This is a genomic window from Terrimicrobium sacchariphilum, from assembly GCF_001613545.1.
In the GTDB taxonomy this organism is placed as follows: domain Bacteria; phylum Verrucomicrobiota; class Verrucomicrobiia; order Chthoniobacterales; family Terrimicrobiaceae; genus Terrimicrobium; species Terrimicrobium sacchariphilum.
The window spans coordinates 787,799-806,740 of sequence record NZ_BDCO01000002.1 but is presented as its reverse complement, the minus strand read 5'-3'; the positions used below and the strand labels follow the sequence as shown (position 1 = coordinate 806,740).

Genomic DNA, 18,942 nt, shown 5'->3' with positions numbered 1-18,942 from the left:
CCCTCTCCGGACAACGTCGTATGGAGTAAATCAAATCCGGATGTGATTTTATGAAAACCCTCCTCCCTGCAGCGATTTCCCTGGCCCTTCCCCTCACCCTCTGCGCGGAAGCCCCGCAGCCGCTCTTCTTTTTCGACTTCAACACGCCCGGCAAGGTCGAGGCCAACAAAGGGTCCGATCCTGCCAGTCTCGTTTTCCGCTCCGCGGATCGCCAGGAGGCGGATCTGCATGGGCCCGCCGGATCGGGTCTCACGGGAGCGCCGACGGACCTGGCGCTGGATAACTCCACGGCCACGGCCATGGGCAAGGATGGCGTGGGCGGGCTGGCTTCGGTGAAAACCGCCCAGCTGTCCGCCCATTCCTTCACCGTCACAGGCTGGATCAAGGCGGAGGGCGACCGCCCGGTGGCCGATGGAGCGCGCCTGGTCGAGATGGTGTCGCCTGCAGGCGGGTTTTTCGTCTTTGGCGACGCGAGCGATGGCACGCTGGCCACCATCATCAACAGCAACTCCGTCCCGTCCGAGAAGGACGCCTATGCCGCCGCCGGCTCCTGGATTTTCTTTGCGGTATCCTATGATGGCGGCACGCAGACGGTCGTCTACTACATTGGCAGCCCGACCGAGGCCGTCACCGAGGCGGGCAGCAAGAACGTCCCTGCCGGGGTTCTCGCCGATGTCAAAGCCCCGCTCATGCTGCTCAACTCGGGCAATTTCGAGCGCCCATTCAAGGGCTGGATGGATAACTTCCGCCTCTTTACCTCGGAGAATGATTCCTCCGGGGTGCTCTCGCTGGATCAGTTGGAAGCAATCCGCCAGAAGGACCTGGGCAAGAAATAAAGCGGGCGCGCTTCCGTCAATGCCCGCCCGGTACGGATCCGTCATCCGCCGGATCGACGCGCTCGGCGGAGAGCTTGCGAAACAGTCGGCCCATGTCGCGCAGGCCACCCCAGGTGAACCACACCGCCATGACCAGCGCCATGAAGACCGGCACGCCGATTCCCACCACGTGCCAGTAGGCTGACCACACCTCCACCGGCCAGGGCGCGAGGAGATTCCACGCGCACCCGGTGAGGAAAACGACGAACCAGAGCAGGCTCCACCCCAGGTAGGAACCCGCGATCCACTTGTCCGAGCGGGAAAAGTCCGACGTCACCCCGACCATGCGGCTCCACGCCGAGGGCATGGGGGCGAGGGGTTTCAGCGCGGGATCATTCTCGGCGTACGCGCCGCGATGCAGCAGGCGGTCCATGTTGAAATCCTCGCGGCAGGTGAGCATCGAAACGACCACGTAGGCAACCAGCGCGAGCAACGTGGCGAAGAAGGAAGCCTGCTGGACATTGATCGGGAAGGCATCACCCCAGACCTGCCGCGCGAGGATGCCGCCAACCGAGAGCGACGAGCCGATAAGCAGCGCCGCCCACGCCCCGGCGGTCGTGCCTTTTTTCCAGTACAGCCCACCGATGATGACCGCGCCCGCACCGCCGACGTAGATGGCCATGGTCACCGCCCACCACAGAAAGATATACTCGGTTTGCCGGAAGAAGATGCCAAAGAGAAAAGCAAACCCCGCCACGCCCACCATCGAGAGCCGCAGCCACAGGATATGGCGCTCCGGCGAGAGCGGTTCCCTGCGCAGCGGCATGACGACATCCTGGATGAAGATACCGCCCCAGGAATGGATATGACTCGAGTCGCCGCCGATGATGCCCATGAGCAGGATCGCACAGAGCAGGCCGAGGATTCCCGCCGGCAGGAAGTGCGACAGCGCGCAGGGAATAAGCATCTGCTGCTCGATCTGGGGGTTGCCGATACGCGCCACCTCGTCCAGCACGGGCTGGGCCTGCGCGGCGAAGTCGGGATGCTTGAGAAAGGTCATGGCGCAGACCGCGAGCAGCGTGACGACGGCGGCCTTCCCCGCCTCCCGCCAGCGCCCGAGGATGCCGCCCATCACCGAGGCGTGAGGCGAGATCGCAGCGGAGTTGTACCCCTGGGCATTCTGCCAGGCCATCGTGCCATAGACCGTGACGAACAATCCCATGAGGATATACCAGAGGTTGAAATCCTTGATTCCCGAGGAGTCAAAGGGATTGAGCAGCGATTGCCCCGGTGGCTGGGCGGCAAGCACTTCGTTGATCTCGCTCCAGCGGAAAAGCATCAGCAGGGCGGCGATGATGACGAGGTAGAAGACCTGCGAGAGAATGCCCTCGAGACAATCCGTCACCATCATGGAAATCAGCCCGCCGCACAGCACCATGAACAAGGCGCCTCCGAGGAAGATCGCCATCAGCGCGATGTAGGTGTCAAAGGACCAGCCCGCCACCTGGATCGTCGCGGGAAGGCCAAGGAAATACACCATGGCCCGCGCACCCACGGCGGGAATGATGCCGAAATTCACGATGCCCGCGACGAACCCGAGCATGCCGGTAAAGACCCGCAGCCTGCGGCTGTAGCGTTGCTCAAAGAACTGTGAGAGCGTGAGCGCCCGGGTCTGGCGGAAGCGGTAGACGACGAATCCTGAAAGCGCGACAAGGAGGCTCACCGGGATGCCGATCAGCCCCCACCAGTTCAGGGTGAAGCCGGATCGTGCGATGAGTTCGAACGATGCGACAAACACCACCGCGCCCGCCTGCATCTCGCCCCTCGCCACCGCCAGCAGGTACGGGCCTGCCACACGCCCGGCGGACATAAAGTCCGCCACGCTCCGCAGGTAGCGGCGCGAGTAAATCGCCATGGCAAAAACCAGCGTCAGCGGCGCGATCAGGATGCACCAGTCTAGCGTCGTCACAGGAAAGCGGAGGGATCTCCCGGTAAGGCTCAGCCAGCGGGCGGCAGCGCTGCCCGCAACGGCGCGAAGAACTCCACCGCCTGGCGGTGCCTTTCCTCGCAGAGGATGTCGTGCCCGGCGCCAGGGATCAGTTCAAACGCGGCGTCGACACCGAGGGCGCGCAGGTTCCCGGCGAAATCACGAGCCTGCTCCCAGGGAACCAACTGGTCGTCCTGCCCGTGGATCACGAGCGTGGGCGGCATGCCCGGGGAGAGATAGGACGACGCACTCGCCCAGGTGGCAAACTCCTCGTCGTACGCGCCGCCGGGGAAGAACGTCCGGCAGTAGGCATCGTCGGGATTCCACGCAAACGTCGAGCGCGGCCACCCTCCCGCCTCGCGGGCGAGGTTCAGCGGCCCCGACCAGATCAGCGCCCGGGCAAAAGGACGCAGGTCAGGCCGCGCAAATGGCGTCGCACCCGCGGAAGCCAGCGCGACGAGGCTCGCCAGATGCCCTCCCGCGGAGTGCCCGAAAATGCCCGGGCGGCTACAGTCAATATTCCAACGCGAGGCATTGCGCTGAAACCACGCCGTCGCGGCCACACAATCCTCGATGGGCGCAGGGAAACAGCTTCCGCCGCTGGTGAGCCGGTAGCCGATGCTGGCCAGCGCAAATCCCGCGCGGAGATAGGGCTCGGCAAAATCGATGTCCTTGGTTCCGCTGTGCCAGCCGCCGCCGTGAATCCAGATGAGGACGGGGAAAGGTCCGTCTCCCTCAGGCAGATGAAGGTCGAGCGCCCAAGGCGCCGGGGACTCGGAGAGGTCCCGAATGATCAGGTTGGCGGCCATGTTATGCCTCCTCCCAGATGGCGAAGCTCACCGCATCCATCACCAGCGTCACGGCTCCGGCGCGCTCTTCGACCCGCGCTCCGGCCCCGGCCAGCAGCCGGCGGGGGGTGACGTTGTTCACCGCCGCCTCGACCGCACGACCGGAGGGATTGAGCGCGACCAGCACGCTTTTGCCATCACGCGACCGCCGGTACACGAATGGATAACCTCCCGCCCCGGTCTGCACCGGCTCAAAATCACCCGCGCCCTGAAGCGCCGGATGCTCGCCCCGCAATCGCGCAAGGCTTCGCACCGCCTGCAGCAGCGAATCGGGATCGCTCTCCTGCGCGGAGATCGTGGGCCGTGAGGGATTCGGGTCGACCGGCAGATAAAGCCATTCGGCGGGAGCGGTGGAGAACCCCGCATTGGCCGAGTCGTCCCACTGCATCGGCGTCCTCGCTCCCGTGCGCACGTACCCGCCCTCCTTGCTCGGCAGGCCGTCGACGTTGTATTGCCCGATCTCATCGCCCTGATAGATGAAGGGGATGCCCGGCAGGGTGAGGAGAAAGGCGTAGATCACTTTCAGTTCCGCGTCCGTGCGGCGGGCGCGCAGCCGGGAGATGTCGTGATTCCCCGTCGGGATCGAGATGTAGCCGATCTCCCTCGTCGCCTCGTAATGCTGGAGAAAGGGCTCCAGGAAGCGCCGGATGTCGCCCTGCCCCTCGGAGTGAAAATAGCTGTGTCCGCTGCGCTCGACCTGCGGCCGCATGTCATTCGTCGTCTCGGAGCGAAACAACTCTGTGTAGGCCGCGGTGCCAAAGTGGATCATGAAATCGATGTGAAATCCCGCCCGGATCGCGATCTCCGGCATCGACCACTCGGCGATCAGCACAGCCTCCGGAAACCTCCGGTCAAACCACCCGCGAATCTCCTGCCAGAAGGCGACGATCGCCTCCTTGCTCTCATCATTGCGGATCAGCGACGAGGCCATGTCGACACGGAACCCGTCGGCCCCACGGTCGAGCCAGAACTCCATGATCGCCCGCAGTTCCGCATGCACCGCCTGCACGTCGGGATGATCCACCGGCAGTTGCCAGGGCTTGTCCGGATCGGGGTGGGCAAAGCCATAATTCAGCGCAGGCTGGAAATGGAAGAAGTTCGTGACGTAGTTGCCGTCCCGCGTCGAGTAGCCGTTGATCTGCTGGAGCGGATACGGCGCCCACTCCCACACGCTCGAGGTCCAGATGTACCAGTTCGTGTGGCGGTTGGGCCGCTCCTCGGCGGAGGCTTTGAACCACGGATGCTCGATCGAGGTGTGGCCCGCCACGAGGTCCAGCACCACACGCATCCCTTTTTCATGCGCCAGCCGGAAGAGCTCATACAGATCCTCATTGGTCCCATAACGCGGCGCGACCTTGTAGAAATCGCTCACATCATAACCCGCATCGCCAAAGGGGGACTCAAAGCAGGGATTCAGCCATATGGCGTTGCAGCCGAGGGACGCGATGTGGTCGAGTTTTTCAATGATGCCGCGGATGTCACCGATGCCATCGCCATTCGAGTCGTAAAAGCTCTGGGGATAGACTTCGTAAAAGACGGCGTGATCGAGCCAGGCTGGCTCCGGGCGAGAACGTTTCATGGGTAAAGCAGGGGCACTCCGGCCCCCGTCGGGTTTGGCGGGGGTTCGGAGAAAGGCGGGCGTTAAAGTAGGAGCCGCAGCCTAGACGGCAACCAGACCGGGAGCAATTTCAAGCTTCTCTGCCGATGGGAGGGACCGCGCCTCGCCCGGATAAAACTGCGGCAGGAGCGGAGCATGAGCCTCCATCATCTCGTCAAACATCGCAATGATATCGCGGTAGTCGTTGGAGTTGTTCAGCGGGTCGGCCAGCATGGCCTGCAGCGCCTTTTCCCGATCACCCTCCAGCGCCGCCTCGACGGTCAGGTCCTGGATGTGCGAGTGCTTCTCGAGGATCGCCGTGATCGCGAGCGGCAGTTCACCCCCCGCGTGGGGAAACACGCTGTCTCCATGAAAGGTCGCCAGCGTCTCCACCGAGGTGCCCAGCGGAAGGTTTGCGACCTGGCCTTCGTTTGGCAGCGTCGCGGGCTGAATCGTCGCCGGGCCTCCCCCGATCAAGGCCGCGAGGATCGGAGCGAGCGACTCCTCGGATGGCTCCAGCGGTACGGAATCCGGATCATCATTCGACCACTCGGCGATGCGTTCCTTGTACCACGTGATCCACCCGCGCCGGTCGGAGATTTCCGTCAGCTTTACCCCAAAGGCCTGGCCATAGCCCGTTTTCTCCGAGAGGAAATACGGAAAGAACTCCGCCAGATGCCGGTCGCCCGGATAAGGCACCGCGCCGTAGCGCTCAAAGAGGGCAAACTTGATCTGGTTGCCGCTCAGGCTGTGGCTGGGATTGACGTCATTGCCCGCCCCCGCGACCTCCGTCGCCTCGCCATTCTCCAGCCGGGCACGCAGCATCTCCAGCCCATCCTGCCCATCGATGCGCAGGTCGGTGATCCAGGCAAAATGATTGATGCCCGATATCTTCGCCGACACCGAGTCATGCCAGTCCTTCAGGCCGAGCACCTTCTCCAGCGTGGTCATGAAGCTCTTGTACTCGTGACAAAGCCCCACCACCCGGATGCGGCTCGTCTGCTGCACGGCACGCACGATCTGGTTCATCGGATTGGTCAGGTTGAGCAGCCACGCACTCGGGCAGTAATCCTCCATCCGCCGCACGAGATCGACCACGATCGGGATGTTGCGCAGCGTGCGGAAAATCCCTCCCGGTCCCGTGGAGTCCCCGACGGATTGATAAATTCCATGCCGCTTGGGAATTTCCAGGTCGATCTCCATCGCATCCAGCCCTCCCGTGGAAATGCACAACACGACCGCCGCGGCTCCGGTGAGAGCGCGATTCAGGTTGCTCTCCGTCTCCACGCGGATGTTTGTACCGGTCTTGCGAGCGATGGCCCGGCAGGCATGCGCCAGCTCGTCGTTGCGCTCCAGATCGATGTCGTGGAGGACAAACGTTGCGTCTTTCAGGAAGGGGTTCACGGCGATATCCCGGAACAGCACGGGCACCCACTGGTAACTACCTCCCCCAATAAATGTGATCTTCTTCGATGGCATAAAAGGGTGCTCCAGGTTTCAGTTCCAATAAATCACATCCGGATGTGATATTGCAATGTCTTTTTGGTTTTCAAGGAGGGTCATGACCATGGGATTCGCTCGCCGTTAAGGACGGAACAACCGGGTGCGGCCCGTGAGGGCGTTGAGCTGGACGGTGAAGAAATTATCAGGCACTCCGAGGCTGCCCATGGCATCGCCCGTGAGGGCCAGGCTGAGATGCCACGACTTGGCCGGGGCGGCGTTGAGATCGGTGCCGCCGTTGGGCTTGAAGCGAAAGGCCACGTACCGGTAGGAGCCTGCCGGATAATCGCCGAGCGGCTTGGCCGGTGCCGTGACCAGGCTGGGCGAGGTGCCTTGTTGGGTGTCGAGGAGCGAGGAAACCGCCACGCCCGGCACGATGTAAACATTGTCGGGCAGCATGGTGACGCGGGTGAGCGCATTCGTCTGCGTGCCATCGGCATCGAGAGAGAAGACCTGGAAGGCTCGATAAACCGCCGGGCTCCCGTTCGGCGGATCGCCCGCCTTGGGAAGTTGATAGATGCGAAACTCGACCGGGCAGTTTCGCGTCATGGCGGCCTGTCGGGCCAGCTCGAGCTGGTCGACCAGACGCGTGCCGCCCGTGGTGAGATTCGACCCGCGTGAGATGTTGGAAAAGGCTGGAACTGTCAATACCGCCAGCACGATGATGATGCAGATGACCACGAGCAGTTCCACCAGACTGAAGGCCCGGCGTGATGGGAGTCGGCAGGGAATCCTGTGTTTCATGGCGCGAACTGCCTGGTCTCCAGCACCCGGAATTTATAGAAATGGTCGATCGGCTGCGGGTTGGATGCCGTGGCGTAATCGGGGATGGTCGTGTCGCTCGTGTCGAGATACCGCTCGATGGTGGACGAGCCTCGATACTCACCGGTGACCATATCCTTGCCCTCGACCCATTGATTGGCGGCGGTCGAGCGCGACTTGCCCAGGGTCTGCACACGATAGTGTACGGTGTAGGTGTTCGATTTCGTGGTCAGGCGGGGATAGATGTCCGCGTAGGGCCGCTCGCGGGAGTTGTCCCCGACGAGCTGGTTGGCATTCCAAAACGCCTGCATCCCGGCATAGGTCTGCCCGCGCGGCACCAGCCAGAGATCGCAAATCTCCGTCGCGGAGCGAAAGATCTCCCCCGAGGCAAAGCGCTGCTGGAAGCCCTTCATCGTTTCATCCAGGTCGAGGAAGCTCCGCTTCGTCGCGACCGTGCTCGACTGCTGCTTGTAGTTGGTCGCGTCGGCCGAGCCAAGCACCAGGAGCTGCTCGGGCCGCAGCACCGCCCTTACGCCCGTATCTCGCGTGATATAGGTGAAGGGGACGATCTGCGAATTCATGTTGATCTTCCCGGCGGTGGAAAACGGGTCGCTGATTGCGTAGGGCTCGACGACCGGCATGTTGAAGAGATCGAGCAGCAGGTGATCCGGCGGACTTTGCGCTCCGCGATGGTTCTTGTTTCCATCCGGATCGGGCCGGAAGAGCAGCGTCTGCCACGGGCGATCCTCAAAGACCCCGGTCGGCAGTGAGCCAAACATCACCGCGGAGGGCATCTGCCGGTTGGGCGAGAAAAAGGTCGAGCCCGCATTGGCATAGTTCGTCAGTGCGGTGAAGTACGGCGTCTGGGAGCCATCGGAAAGCCCGACGGTCGTCCCCTCGTCGGCCTTGTTGATATACGCGCCATCGGGAACGATGGAGAACCCATTGTCCCAATCCCCGAGGGCAAAGCCGGCGGGCGGGTTGCCCGTCTTGTTGGTTCCGGCGTAGACGCCATCCATTGGTTCCGCATTGCCTGCGCCATTCACCCCAAAGGCAACCGGCGCGGGATATCCCAGCACCGACCCGGAGGCTGCCGCCGTGGGCTGCAAGGGGTCCGAACCCGACGGCGCGGAGTAGGTCAGGTCTGCCGTGCTCACCGCCGGCGCGGCGGGATTTCCATAGCTCGCTCCCCGGACAAACTTCGCCGAAAGCCCCCCGGTGGCGGGATAAAGCGTCGCCCCGTTTGCGGCCTCCGCCACGCCATGCACGCTGCGCACGGAGGGTGAGAAATAATCCGTCGGCGGCTGGAAGTAACCCGCGGGCACGTCGCTCATCGCCGCGATCAGTCGCGGATCGGTGACCGCCTGCACGCTGCGCACCACATCCCGCCCGCAGATAAACATCTTCGCGCTGGCCGAGCCTGCGGTATTGGCCGCCGGGTTGGCCGCGCCGGAGAATCGCGCTCCGACCGCAGGCGGCGCCGCAAAGGAACCCGCCCGTGTATCCCGGTAGTCGATCCACACATTCGTGTCCTTCAGCAAGGGCGCCAGCGCAGGGACAGGGAAGGTGGCCGAGGGAAATGGCACCGAGAGGGTTTGCAGCACATCGCTTCCGGCGGTCGCAGCATTGAGGATCTCGACCTTCACCGTGCCGCCGCCAAATCCGAAACTCGTCACCGTGCTGCTGCTCGTCGTCGGCAGATCGACGTACGTGCTGACCAGGGCCGGTGTCACGCCAATGAAAGAGGCCGCCCCGATATAGCCGCCATAGATGCCCGAGTTGTACGCGCGCTTCACCGCGACTGTCGTGCTGGCCGGGAAGCCCATCGTCACCACCGCTCCACTCGCATCCGTCCAGGTGAAGGATTGGAGTCCGCTCACGCGGATCTGGAAATTCGGCGAGTACGCCCCAAAGCCCATGCTGGGATCGAAGAGATTGAGGTAAAACACCGCCTGCACCCGAGTCCTTCCATCCGCGATGGGAACCCCCATGCCCTGCGTGGCCGAGGGCGGAAGGCTCTTGGCCGTTCCTGCGGTCTGCCCGACACCGATGAAGATCAACCCGGCCTCGCGCACGGTCGGGAACCGTCCAAACCCACGAAGCGGATTGGAGTTTGCGTCAGCGTGGGAGTTGTCGACGATAGGCACGATCTGCCCCTTGCCCAGAGTGGCGCTGCCCGGCGCGGAGGGAGTGAACGAGACGATCGAAGCATTGGACCGGTCCTGCGCGTTGAGCGCCCGGATGTAGTCAAAGATCTCGGTGAGGATCTGATCGCGATCCTTGGGGTACTTGGCGAGAAAGGTCTGCCCCCCTCCGGAGCTGAATCCGGGAATCGGGCTGCTCGTGAGATTACGCAGATAGCTGATGAGGGCGCGATTGCGGCCCAGGCCGGTCGCGGCGGCGGTCGACGGCAGATCAACCGTCGAGGAGGTCGAGTCCTTGCGCTGGAAGTAATACGGTCGCCCGTTGAGCGTGCCGCAATGCGCGATCAGCCGGTCAAATGCCGTCCGGTCCGTCGCGGCCGTGCCCGCATTGAGCGGCCACGTGACGATGCGGGGCTGGTTGAACAAGTTCACCTCCGGAGCGCGGCTGTGGGCGCTCAGAAAGAACCGGGCTTTTTCCACATCGTCGGGTGTCAATACCGCACTCGCCGTGCGGTCCTTCGTGTAAAGCAGTTCGTCCACCGAGGCGTAAAGCCGGTCGGCATCGAGCGGGATCGAGGCCGTCGCCACGGTCGTCCCGCCCCGGGACCCGCCGTACTTTATCCGCGTCGCGATGTCGGCGATGTTCTCCGCTGTGAGCGAGGGAAAGACTGCGCTCAGGTACGTCGTGGCCGGGTGGCCGGGATACCGCTGAAATTCATTTTGCGCCGGCTGGTTTTTCGCCAGGCAGATGCGGTCAAACACGGTCCCTGTCCTCGGGATGTCCCAAAAGGAACCGGGATTCCCCGCCGACGGCGGGTTGGCTCCCTCGGCCCAGACGTCTCCCGCCGCGGTGTTGATGTTGATCTTTGCCGTATCGTCATCGGTCCAGAAGGCGATGCGGGACACGATGGGATTGTCCTTTGATGCCCCCGCCACGGTGACAGTCGATCCCGTGCCGGTACCGACCGCCATGGTGCCGTCCTTCAGGACATAGAGCCACTGCACCGGCATCGGCGCTGCATCGGTACCGGAGGCGGGTGCCGTGCTCGCGATGGAGAATCCCTGCACCTTGCCAGCGGCCGCCGGATCGAGGATCGGATAAACCCCGCCCACCGGGCTGTTAAGATCCGTGTAGCGTGCAGGCTGGGACATCCAGTCTGCCGGGGGCGACTGCCCGCTGGCAAAGGGGTTGAACGCTCCCGAGCCGATCATCTCGCTCCAGGAGTACAGCTTGTAATAGGCCTCCGCCTGCCCACCGGAGTTGTACGTGCGGATCATTCCTGGCTGCGAAGCCCATGCAAGCGGACGCCCGGAGGAGTCAACACCCCGGGTCGCCTCCTTGATCTGCCCCATCACCACGTTCACCGTGGATTCCGCGAGCAGCTTCACGGCGGAGCTGGCCGAGTAGGATTGCGCCGACTTTCGCTCCGTGGTCACGCTGGAAAAAAAGGCCACGATCAGGATCGAGAGCAGCACGAGGCAGCCGAGGACGATGAGAAGAGCCGCCCCGCGCGTGGTATGCGACCGCCTTGGGGAAAGATATTTCACTGTCCGCTCCATTTTGCCCCTCTCAGTCCGACCTCGGTGTCAAAGATCCGGTAGTTGATATTGTTGTCGATCAGCACGGCGGAAAGCTTGCCCAGGTCGTCATCCAGGCTGGCCGCATCCTGAAAGAGTGTCCCCAGGACGCTCAGGGCCGCAGGCGGAGTCGTGCGGCCGGGAGGATTCAACCGGGCGGCGGATGGCTCGTCGATGGCCACCATGACCACCCTCAGCAGCGGCGGCAGCTGGTGCTTCGTCCGGGAGGTGATGTCCCCGGCCCGCGAGTCGTATTGAAAATGCGGCGCGATCGGGTCCGTCGCCGCGTCTGCATCGTGCGGCGACAACTCCGGCAGGACGATGAAGGCGATGATATTCTCAGCCAGGACGCGCACCGGGGCGTCGGCGATCGCCACCGTCGGGGGCAGGAATTTCGTGAACCACTGGTCGTACTGCGTCGCCGATCCGTCCGACGGCAGCTTGTAAATCTCGAGGTCCTCGGCGGGCTGAAGAAACTCCATCAGCCGGTAGCGATAGCGTTCGTTGACTGCTCCCGAACCACTCAGGAATGGGGGGAAGTACGGCTTGTCGGAGTTGAACTCCGTGTAGAATCCGCAGGCGTTCACGAGACTGGCCACCTTGCCGGAATTGGCCGTGGTAAGGGTAAAGGCGAGCGGTGCGAGGAAAAACACTGCCTGGCCGGGATGCGTATCCGCGCTGCCGGCAAGCAGGCTCGACGTCCGGTCGACGACGAAGTGCAGGTCGGAGTTGCGTCCGTAGACAGAGGGTTGGAACGTATCGGCATTTGCCGGCGTACGAGGCTGCGCAGGACTGCTGTTGTCATAATAGTCCAGGTAGGTATTCAACGTGGCCTGCCGCAGCCGCGAGGTGATCGTCTCATAGGCCGCCCGCGCGCCCTGGAAGGCCTCAATCTTCGCCGCCGAACGCTTCCACACCTGGCTGGTCTGGCTCGTAATCGAGAGCACCAGCACGAGGATGAGCATGAAGACCGCCGACGCCACCAGCAGCTCCACCAGGGTGAAACCCGCCGCCCGCCCGGCTCGCCCGCCACCCGATAGCCTAGGAGCCGTTATTGGCGATTTGCAGGGGAATCGCATTGGTGCTTTCCGGCGATGTTTTGCTCCAGATGGAGATCACCACGGTGGACGTATTGCTCACGCCGGAGGAGGTCGCCCCGGGGACCAGGAGCTTCGTCGGCGCACTCACTTTCGCGGAATATATCGCCTCCCCGGCATTCTGCACCGGCAGACCTTCCTGCGTGAAGTGATAGACCTTTTCCGAGTTCGTCACGATCGCGGAATAATCCGCCAGCGACATCTTGTTCGCCAGCTGCTGCGCGATCTGCGCCTCCGTGGTCGCATTCACCGCCTCGCGGAACGTCCCGATCCCCGCCACCAGCAGCCCCATCATCGACACAAGGCCGAAACTCACGATCCCGAGAGCCGTGACCACCTCGACCAGGGAAAAGGCGGGTGACGTTTTGCAGGAGGCCCGCTCGGGGCGCTTGGCGATGCTTGGGGGCAACATGGCGGTGTTTCGTGGAAAGCCGTGGATTTGGTGTCCATCGGCAGTGTTTCCTCACAAAATCACATCCGGATGTGATTGTCAAATACAGATACGCGCTACACCGCATTTAGCGCGGTACGGAGCAGGAAAACCCTCGCCGATCGAGAGGCATCAGGACGCACGGCCCGCACCTCTCGTCGGACAGCGGCGAAAGGGAATCGCTGGCGAATTGTCCGCCCGTGCCGGGCGGCCGGGAGAGTTCACTGAGCCGGGAGCAGGGCAGGATGAGGCAGTTCCTGCGCCGTCCATGGCGCGATGTGCAGGTTGGGATAGGCCAGGATCACGGAGGCCTCCTGTTCTGCGGATGAGGAGTTCAGCTCCAACCGGATCGCATGCACGCCGGAGCCGACCGTGACCGCGACGCGAGAAAGATCCGAGCTCCGATGCGTGGCCGGCACGTACGGTAGATGTGGCGGACACTCGATCGCCAACTCGCCATCGATGAAGAGTCTCGCGCCTTCCCGGGCGAGACAAATGATATGGCGGGACTCGTCGGTCAGGCACTCCCACGTCCATGTCCCACCGCCGGCCTTTTTGATCTCCACCGGGAGCTCGCCGTTTGCCCATGGGATGGACTGAGCCGACCCCGCCGGGTGCAACTCGATGGTTCCAGGCAGATCGCGGAGATGCACGGCGGGAAGGCTGCGGTCCCACTCGGAGCGATTCCACCGCCGGGGTTTCAGCTTCCCGATCAAGCGCTCGGTACGCCGGCTGAGCTCGTCCAGGGTGGGCGGAACGTCGATACCAAGAATGCCCGGCCCGACAAACACGCCGTCCCCGATTGGCTCGCTCCAGCGCGCCGGGATGCTCTCCACGCCATTGAGCAGACCGAGCGTGGCCCCCACGGAGGCTGCCGTGCAGTCCGTATCGTATCCCCCGTTGGCAGCAAGCAGCACACTGGCCTCAAAATCCTCCTCTCCGTAAAGGAGGGCCCAGATCGTCAACGCCACGTTGAGCGGAGCGTGGGTGAAATTCTCATTCCCGTGGCGCACGAGCAGCTCCTTCCAGCACTCCCAGGCCGGGACATTCTCGACGAACGCCCTGCGCACAAACTGCACGGCGGAAAGCGTCTCGGTGCCTGCGGGCAGGTATCCCAGGCTCGCGGTGATCGCCTCGTCGAGCCCCGCCCCCCCGGCGACCAGGCTTTGCATGACCGCCACCAGGACCTCGCCGGCGATCCCCTCGCGGCCATGATCGAGCGAGGCATCCAGAGCGGCATGGTATGCCGTGCTTTCCGGGTCCCCTGGAAATAGGCACGCCCAGATCTCCGAGCGGATGGGCGACCCCATGCCCGCGTGAAAGTGATTCTCAAAGGTTCCGGTGGATTCCGCTGGCACCCCCCGCCGCAGATTCCACCGGCAAACTCCATACTCGTCCCACATGTAGTGAATGCTCTCGAGCCACGCCCGGGCAAAATCCGCCCGCGTAAGAGTATCCCCACCCTGCTCGACCATATGCAGCCACACGAGCTGCAGCTCGAGATCATCATTCGGGGGCGCGATCGTTGGAACCGGGTCGTAAAAGGAAAAATTCAGCCTCTCCATCCTCCCCTCTGCCGGCAACCCCAACGTCCCGCCGATGGATTTCCCCAACCAGCAGCCCTGGATTCGAGAGATGAGATCGCATTTGGAAGGAAGTGTCTGAGGCATGCGGGCAACATAGAGTGATTTTTATAAAATAAAATCATTTTATTGACTTAAATGCATTTAATGAGAATGATCCGGCCATGGTCCGTCCCCCGAAGAAAGTTCAATCCATCTACACCGCACTCCGGGAGGAGATTGTCGCGGGGGCATGGAAGGCCGGAGCCAAGCTCCCGAACGAGAGCGAGCTGGCCCAGCGGTTTGATTGCAGTCTGGGGACCGTGAGCAAGGCGCTGGCCCTCCTCGTGCATGAGGGATTCGTCGAGCGCCGGGCGCGGGCCGGGACGACGGTGATCTACGGATCGCCCGATTCCGTCGCCAGCCAGCTCGATGCCTATGCCTTCATCTATCCCAGCGAACAGCACGAGGGCGTCTGGCGTGCGGTCAGGGGCTTCCAGGATGCGGCGCGCGAGGCCGGTCGTCGCGTGGTGATGCTCACCACCGGGGTGGATTACCAAAAGGAGACCGAGTTTGTGTCGCGCCTCTCCGAGTTTGATGTGCGCGGCGCCGTGATCTATCCGGTCATCCCCACGCCGCAGGACCAGGTGCATTTTTCCCAGCTCCTGGTCGAGTCGCGGTTTCCCGTCGTACTGGCGGAGATCAGTCTCCCCGGCCTGGGTTGCTCGACCGTGGTGATCGATGGCTTTCACGCCGGGTACACCATGGCCCGGCACATGATCCAGCGCGGCGCGAGGAAGATCGGCTTCTTTTCCAACTTCGCCTGGGCGCCGTTCATGCGCGACCGTTACCAGGGCTATCGCTGGGCTTTGGAGGAGGCCGGCATCGGAGAACCTGCGGGCGGCGTCTATCTCGACCCGGCCATGCATCCCGACTTTCAAGACCCGCTGGCGGAACCCACTGCGATGGCAAACGCCTTCCTGGATCGCGCGGGAAAAATCGACGCCGTGGTCTGCGCCGGCGACTTCCTCGCCATGGGCTGCATCGCAGCCGCCCAGCAGCGCGGCTGGCGGGTGCCGGATGACTTGCTCGTCAGCGGGGTGGATGATTATAGTGTACTCGCCGCGTCGCACGGAGTCCCCCTCACGACTTATCGCATTCCCTATGAAGAAATGGGCTGCAAGTCCTTTGACCTGCTCGACCGCGTGATCCGTGGTCAGATCGTCGCGCCCGAGGAACGCCAGCTCCGCGGCGAAATCGTCATCCGGCAAAGCGCCTGAGTTTGTTTCGATCCCTAACGTTTTCCCCTTCCCTCATTAAATGTTTTCCCCCGAAAATAGTGAGCTTGGCAAATCCCTCCTGCGAGGCCGCGCCTTCAGCCTCGTGGAGATGGTCGTCGTCATGGGCATCCTGCTCACGCTCGGCGCCCTCATCTTCCCCTTGGGAAGCCGCATGCTGGAGATGTCACGCAGCGCCAAGTGCCTGAGCAATCTCCGGCAGATCGGAGTGGCGGCCGCAGGATATATCGCAGACAACGACGGCACACTCGTGCCGCGCTGTTCCAACTCTTCCCCGGCGATCGGCAATGCCAAGGGATTCCGTGCCTATCTCGCTCCCTATCTCGGCGGGGACAAGGCCGCGATCCGCGTCTTTGCCTGCCCGTCGGACAAGACCGCCTCCAAGCGCCAGGACTACGGAGATGCCCTGAACACCGGCTTGACGCCCGCATCCTATGGGATCACCAGCATCTATTATTATGGAATCAACGGCGAGTCGCTCCCGTACCCGGGCTTCCATGCCTATGCACCGACGAGCGAAGCATCCTATCCCGCCAGCTTTAAGATCACCGCGGTAAAAAAACCCGCCTCGACCATCTTTGTCAGTGATATCGGACGACCGGATTCCGTCACCGCGCCACTAAAGAACTGGACCGAGTCCACCTATAAGCTGACCTCGGCCAACTTCGGCTATGCCGGAACTCCGTCCAACTGGACCTCGGGAGACTGGGCCATGTATCCGCGCCATGCGGGAGGAAAAATCAACGTCCTTTTCTACGACGGCCATGCCGCCACCCTCGATCTGCAGAAGGACCTCGTCGATCACCCCTTCGGTGATCCCCAGTGCCTCTACGACAATTTTTAACCTGTTAGGAAACTCCTCCAACCCACTGAAAAACCTATGAAACGAAAACTCCGCAACCTGTCGGGAACACAGCTGGCGCTCCTGGCCATACTCTCCACCTCACCCGCTCTCGTACGGGCGCAATCCGTGTGGGATGGCGGAGGCACTCCTTCCGGCGGTCTTTACAACTGGTCCGATGCCGCCAACTGGGTCGGCGATGTCGCCCCGACCAGCGCTACCACGACCAACATCCAGCTCGCGGGATCAACGGGGACTGCATCCAATGTCGACACGGCGTTCACCATCCGCACGCTAACATTCAATAGCGGCGCGGGGGCATTCAATGTCACAGGCAATACCATTTCGATCCAGGGAGCTGGTAATGCCGACACGGCGGCGATCACTAATAACTCGTCATCCCTCCAGACCATCTCGTCCAATCTCACGTTGTTGGGCGGAGTGGGATTCGCTCCCGTTTCCGGCAACCTTACCATCAACGGAAACATCAACATGAATGGCCAGGGAGCGCGCTTCAATCCGGGAGTGGGCCGCACCCTCACTCTGAATGGCGTGATCTCCGGCACGGCGGGAACGACTGCGTTTAACGGCCAGGGCCTCACGATCATCAACGGCGCCAATACCGTCTCCTGGGCATCGGTCTACGTGTGGAACGGAACGGTCCAGGTGAATACCGACTCGCTCAAAGGCTCGGCTGGAGCATTTGGCTCCAACTCGTCTGGCGTGGTACAACTCGGTGTGACCGGAGGCTCCGCGACATCTCCGACTCTGGTTACCGGTGCCGCTGTAACCATCGGACAGGACATCCAACTCGCTGCTCCAGCTTCCGGCACCTCGGGGTATACCATCGGCGGAAACTCCGCGCATATCTCGAACTACACGGGAAACATCCTGACCAACGAAACGAACGTCAAGCAGGTGCAGGCTCTCTCGGTGACCGCGGCAACGGGCGGGCGGGTGAACATTACCGCAATCCGCCAGCGGTCGGGAACCTCCTCATCGCTCGGTGCGGGAGATAACATCACCAAGATCGGCAACGGCATTGTCGCACTGGCTGCCGGCGGCACGTCGACCTATGCTGGAACCACCACCGTCTCGGCGGGAACCCTCCTGGTCAATGGCACCATCGCAAGCACCAGCACCAGCGGTGCCGCCGTGGGTGGCGTGAACGTCAATGCCAATGCCGTCCTCGGCGGCGTGGGCAACGTGAATCGTCTCACCACCTTTGCCAACAACTCCACCCTCGCGGCTGGCGACATCAGCGCGGCAGGGGCCGATCTGGGCGGCAAGCTGAGCTTTGGCGCAGGCTTGATCCTTAACGACTCCACCGCCCTGCGCTTCGATCTCGCGGCCCCGGGCAGCCTGGCCGATGACGAGGTGGCCGTGGTCGGCAACTTCACCCTCGATGGTGTACTGAACATCACCAACCTCGGTGGGTTCGGTGTCGGCACCTACACGCTCTTCACCTACAGCGGCGGCACGTTCACCAACAACGGCCTCACCATCGGAACCACCCCTGTCGGGTATGAATACCAGATCGACACTTCGACCAATGGGGCCGTCAACCTGATCGTCGCCGTGCCGGAGCCGACCACCGTTGCGCTCCTCGGCTTGGGAATGGCCTTTGTCATGCTGCGCCGCCGCGCCCGGCAGACCCGCGCCTAGTAGCATAGTCTCTTCGGAAATCATCCCATACCTGTTCCAGCCAGCTTCTCCTCGCGCCTCCGTTCCCGGGGGGGCGAGAGATTCCAGTGAAATCCCCCTTAGCTCCCACCCCTCGATATCTCATGAAAAAGTCCGCCCTGCTCACCCTCTCTCTCCTGGCTCTCTGCGCTGTCTCGGTGCAGGCTGAAATCACTCTCGAAGACAAATTCGAACTCGAGGGCAGGTCGCCCGGCGCCCCGCTCAACCGCCAGCCAGTCGGCACCAGCGGTACCATCTGGGAGGCCAGCCCCAACGTCGTTTTCGCCCCCGCCGGCGGTCTCCGGGTAAAGGATGCGACCGGATATGGTGCGCGGATCGAGCTCCCGGAAGGTTTCAAGTCCGTGACGCTCGAGGCCAAGATCCAGCCCGTTCCCGCGGTTGAAAATCCCGGCTGGATGGCCTTGGGATTAGGCAATGCCGAGCAGGCAAGCAATCCCACCTTTGGAGGATTGTATGTCATCATCTATTCCACGGGAAACTTCGCCCTGATGTTCAACCCCGATCCGGCCGACGCCACCTCCAAGACGGCCAAGACGCTTGTGCGAGGCCGGGCCAATGTGTTCGACCCGGATAACCTGAACACCGTCAAGCTGACCTATCATCAGGACGAGGGCACGATCGACCTCACGATCAACGACGACCTCGCAGTGGATGCCTTCAACATCAAGGAGAAGAACATCCGGCTCGACGCTCGCTACGGCGGCTTTTCCGGGTACTCGCAGGTTTCCGAAGCACGCAGCATCGGCGGCTTCTCCGTCTCGGTGGTTCAGTAGCATCAG

14 protein-coding genes are annotated in these 18,942 nt (G+C 62.8%); 5 read left to right on the top strand and 9 right to left on the bottom strand.

Annotated features, from left to right (window positions below):
* Positions 1 to 50: 50 nt before the first annotated feature.
* Positions 51 to 836 carry a LamG-like jellyroll fold domain-containing protein gene (locus TSACC_RS04215; RefSeq protein WP_075078138.1) on the top strand — a complete coding sequence of 262 codons (786 nt, stop codon included), beginning with the start codon at positions 51 to 53 and terminating at the stop codon, positions 834 to 836.
* Positions 837 to 852: 16 nt separating this feature from the next.
* Here TSACC_RS04215 and TSACC_RS04210 read toward each other — a convergent pair whose 3' ends face one another.
* The 9 genes from TSACC_RS04210 to TSACC_RS04170 all read right to left on the bottom strand — a co-directional run bounded on the left by TSACC_RS04210 (position 853) and on the right by TSACC_RS04170 (position 14,428).
* Positions 853 to 2,784: a sodium:solute symporter family protein gene (locus TSACC_RS04210; RefSeq protein WP_084400177.1), complete on the bottom strand. Its 1,932-nt coding sequence runs from the start codon at positions 2,782 to 2,784 to the stop codon at positions 853 to 855.
* Between the two features lie 29 nt (positions 2,785 to 2,813).
* Entirely contained in the window at positions 2,814 to 3,611 is a 798-nt protein-coding gene (locus TSACC_RS04205; RefSeq protein WP_075078137.1) for an alpha/beta hydrolase, read from the bottom strand.
* Between the two features lies 1 nt (position 3,612).
* Positions 3,613 to 5,229 (bottom strand): alpha-amylase family glycosyl hydrolase, encoded by a 1,617-nt coding sequence (locus TSACC_RS04200; RefSeq protein WP_075078136.1) that lies wholly within the window; start codon positions 5,227 to 5,229, stop codon positions 3,613 to 3,615.
* An 81-nt stretch (positions 5,230 to 5,310) separates the two neighbouring features.
* Positions 5,311 to 6,726, bottom strand: coding sequence for a family 4 glycosyl hydrolase (locus TSACC_RS04195; RefSeq protein WP_075078135.1), 1,416 nt, complete (start codon positions 6,724 to 6,726; stop codon positions 5,311 to 5,313).
* Between the two features lie 105 nt (positions 6,727 to 6,831).
* Complete coding sequence (gene vccD / locus TSACC_RS04190; RefSeq protein ID WP_075078134.1) at positions 6,832 to 7,491, bottom strand: Verru_Chthon cassette protein D; 660 nt, start codon at positions 7,489 to 7,491, stop codon at positions 6,832 to 6,834.
* Positions 7,488 to 11,201, bottom strand: a complete 3,714-nt coding sequence (gene vccA, locus TSACC_RS04185; RefSeq protein ID WP_075078133.1) for a Verru_Chthon cassette protein A — start codon at positions 11,199 to 11,201, stop codon at positions 7,488 to 7,490. The genes vccD and vccA overlap by 4 nt, the downstream gene beginning before the upstream one ends.
* A complete protein-coding gene (vccC, locus tag TSACC_RS04180; protein WP_084400175.1) occupies positions 11,198 to 12,310 on the bottom strand; it encodes a Verru_Chthon cassette protein C in 1,113 nt (370 codons plus the stop codon). Before vccC ends, vccA begins: the two co-directional genes overlap by 4 nt.
* The gene (gene vccB / locus TSACC_RS21185; RefSeq protein ID WP_084400585.1) at positions 12,273 to 12,740 is read right to left on the bottom strand and encodes a Verru_Chthon cassette protein B; all 468 of its coding nucleotides are present in this window, start codon (positions 12,738 to 12,740) and stop codon (positions 12,273 to 12,275) included. Before vccB ends, vccC begins: the two co-directional genes overlap by 38 nt.
* A 239-nt stretch (positions 12,741 to 12,979) precedes the next feature.
* The gene (locus tag TSACC_RS04170) at positions 12,980 to 14,428 is read right to left on the bottom strand and encodes an ADP-ribosylglycohydrolase family protein (RefSeq protein ID WP_075078132.1); all 1,449 of its coding nucleotides are present in this window, start codon (positions 14,426 to 14,428) and stop codon (positions 12,980 to 12,982) included.
* Positions 14,429 to 14,505: 77 nt separating this feature from the next.
* Between TSACC_RS04170 and TSACC_RS04165 the strand changes: the two genes are divergently transcribed.
* The 4 genes from TSACC_RS04165 (at position 14,506) to TSACC_RS04150 (ending at position 18,936) form a co-directional block, all read left to right on the top strand.
* The gene (locus TSACC_RS04165) at positions 14,506 to 15,600 is read left to right on the top strand and encodes a LacI family DNA-binding transcriptional regulator (protein WP_075078131.1); all 1,095 of its coding nucleotides are present in this window, start codon (positions 14,506 to 14,508) and stop codon (positions 15,598 to 15,600) included.
* Positions 15,601 to 15,640: 40 nt separating this feature from the next.
* The gene (locus TSACC_RS04160) at positions 15,641 to 16,462 is read left to right on the top strand and encodes a hypothetical protein (RefSeq protein WP_075078130.1); all 822 of its coding nucleotides are present in this window, start codon (positions 15,641 to 15,643) and stop codon (positions 16,460 to 16,462) included.
* 36 nt (positions 16,463 to 16,498) lie between these two features.
* The gene (locus tag TSACC_RS04155; protein WP_075078129.1) at positions 16,499 to 18,124 is read left to right on the top strand and encodes a PEP-CTERM sorting domain-containing protein; all 1,626 of its coding nucleotides are present in this window, start codon (positions 16,499 to 16,501) and stop codon (positions 18,122 to 18,124) included.
* 122 nt (positions 18,125 to 18,246) lie between these two features.
* Positions 18,247 to 18,936: a hypothetical protein gene (locus tag TSACC_RS04150; RefSeq protein ID WP_075078128.1), complete on the top strand. Its 690-nt coding sequence runs from the start codon at positions 18,247 to 18,249 to the stop codon at positions 18,934 to 18,936.
* Positions 18,937 to 18,942: the final 6 nt, after the last annotated feature.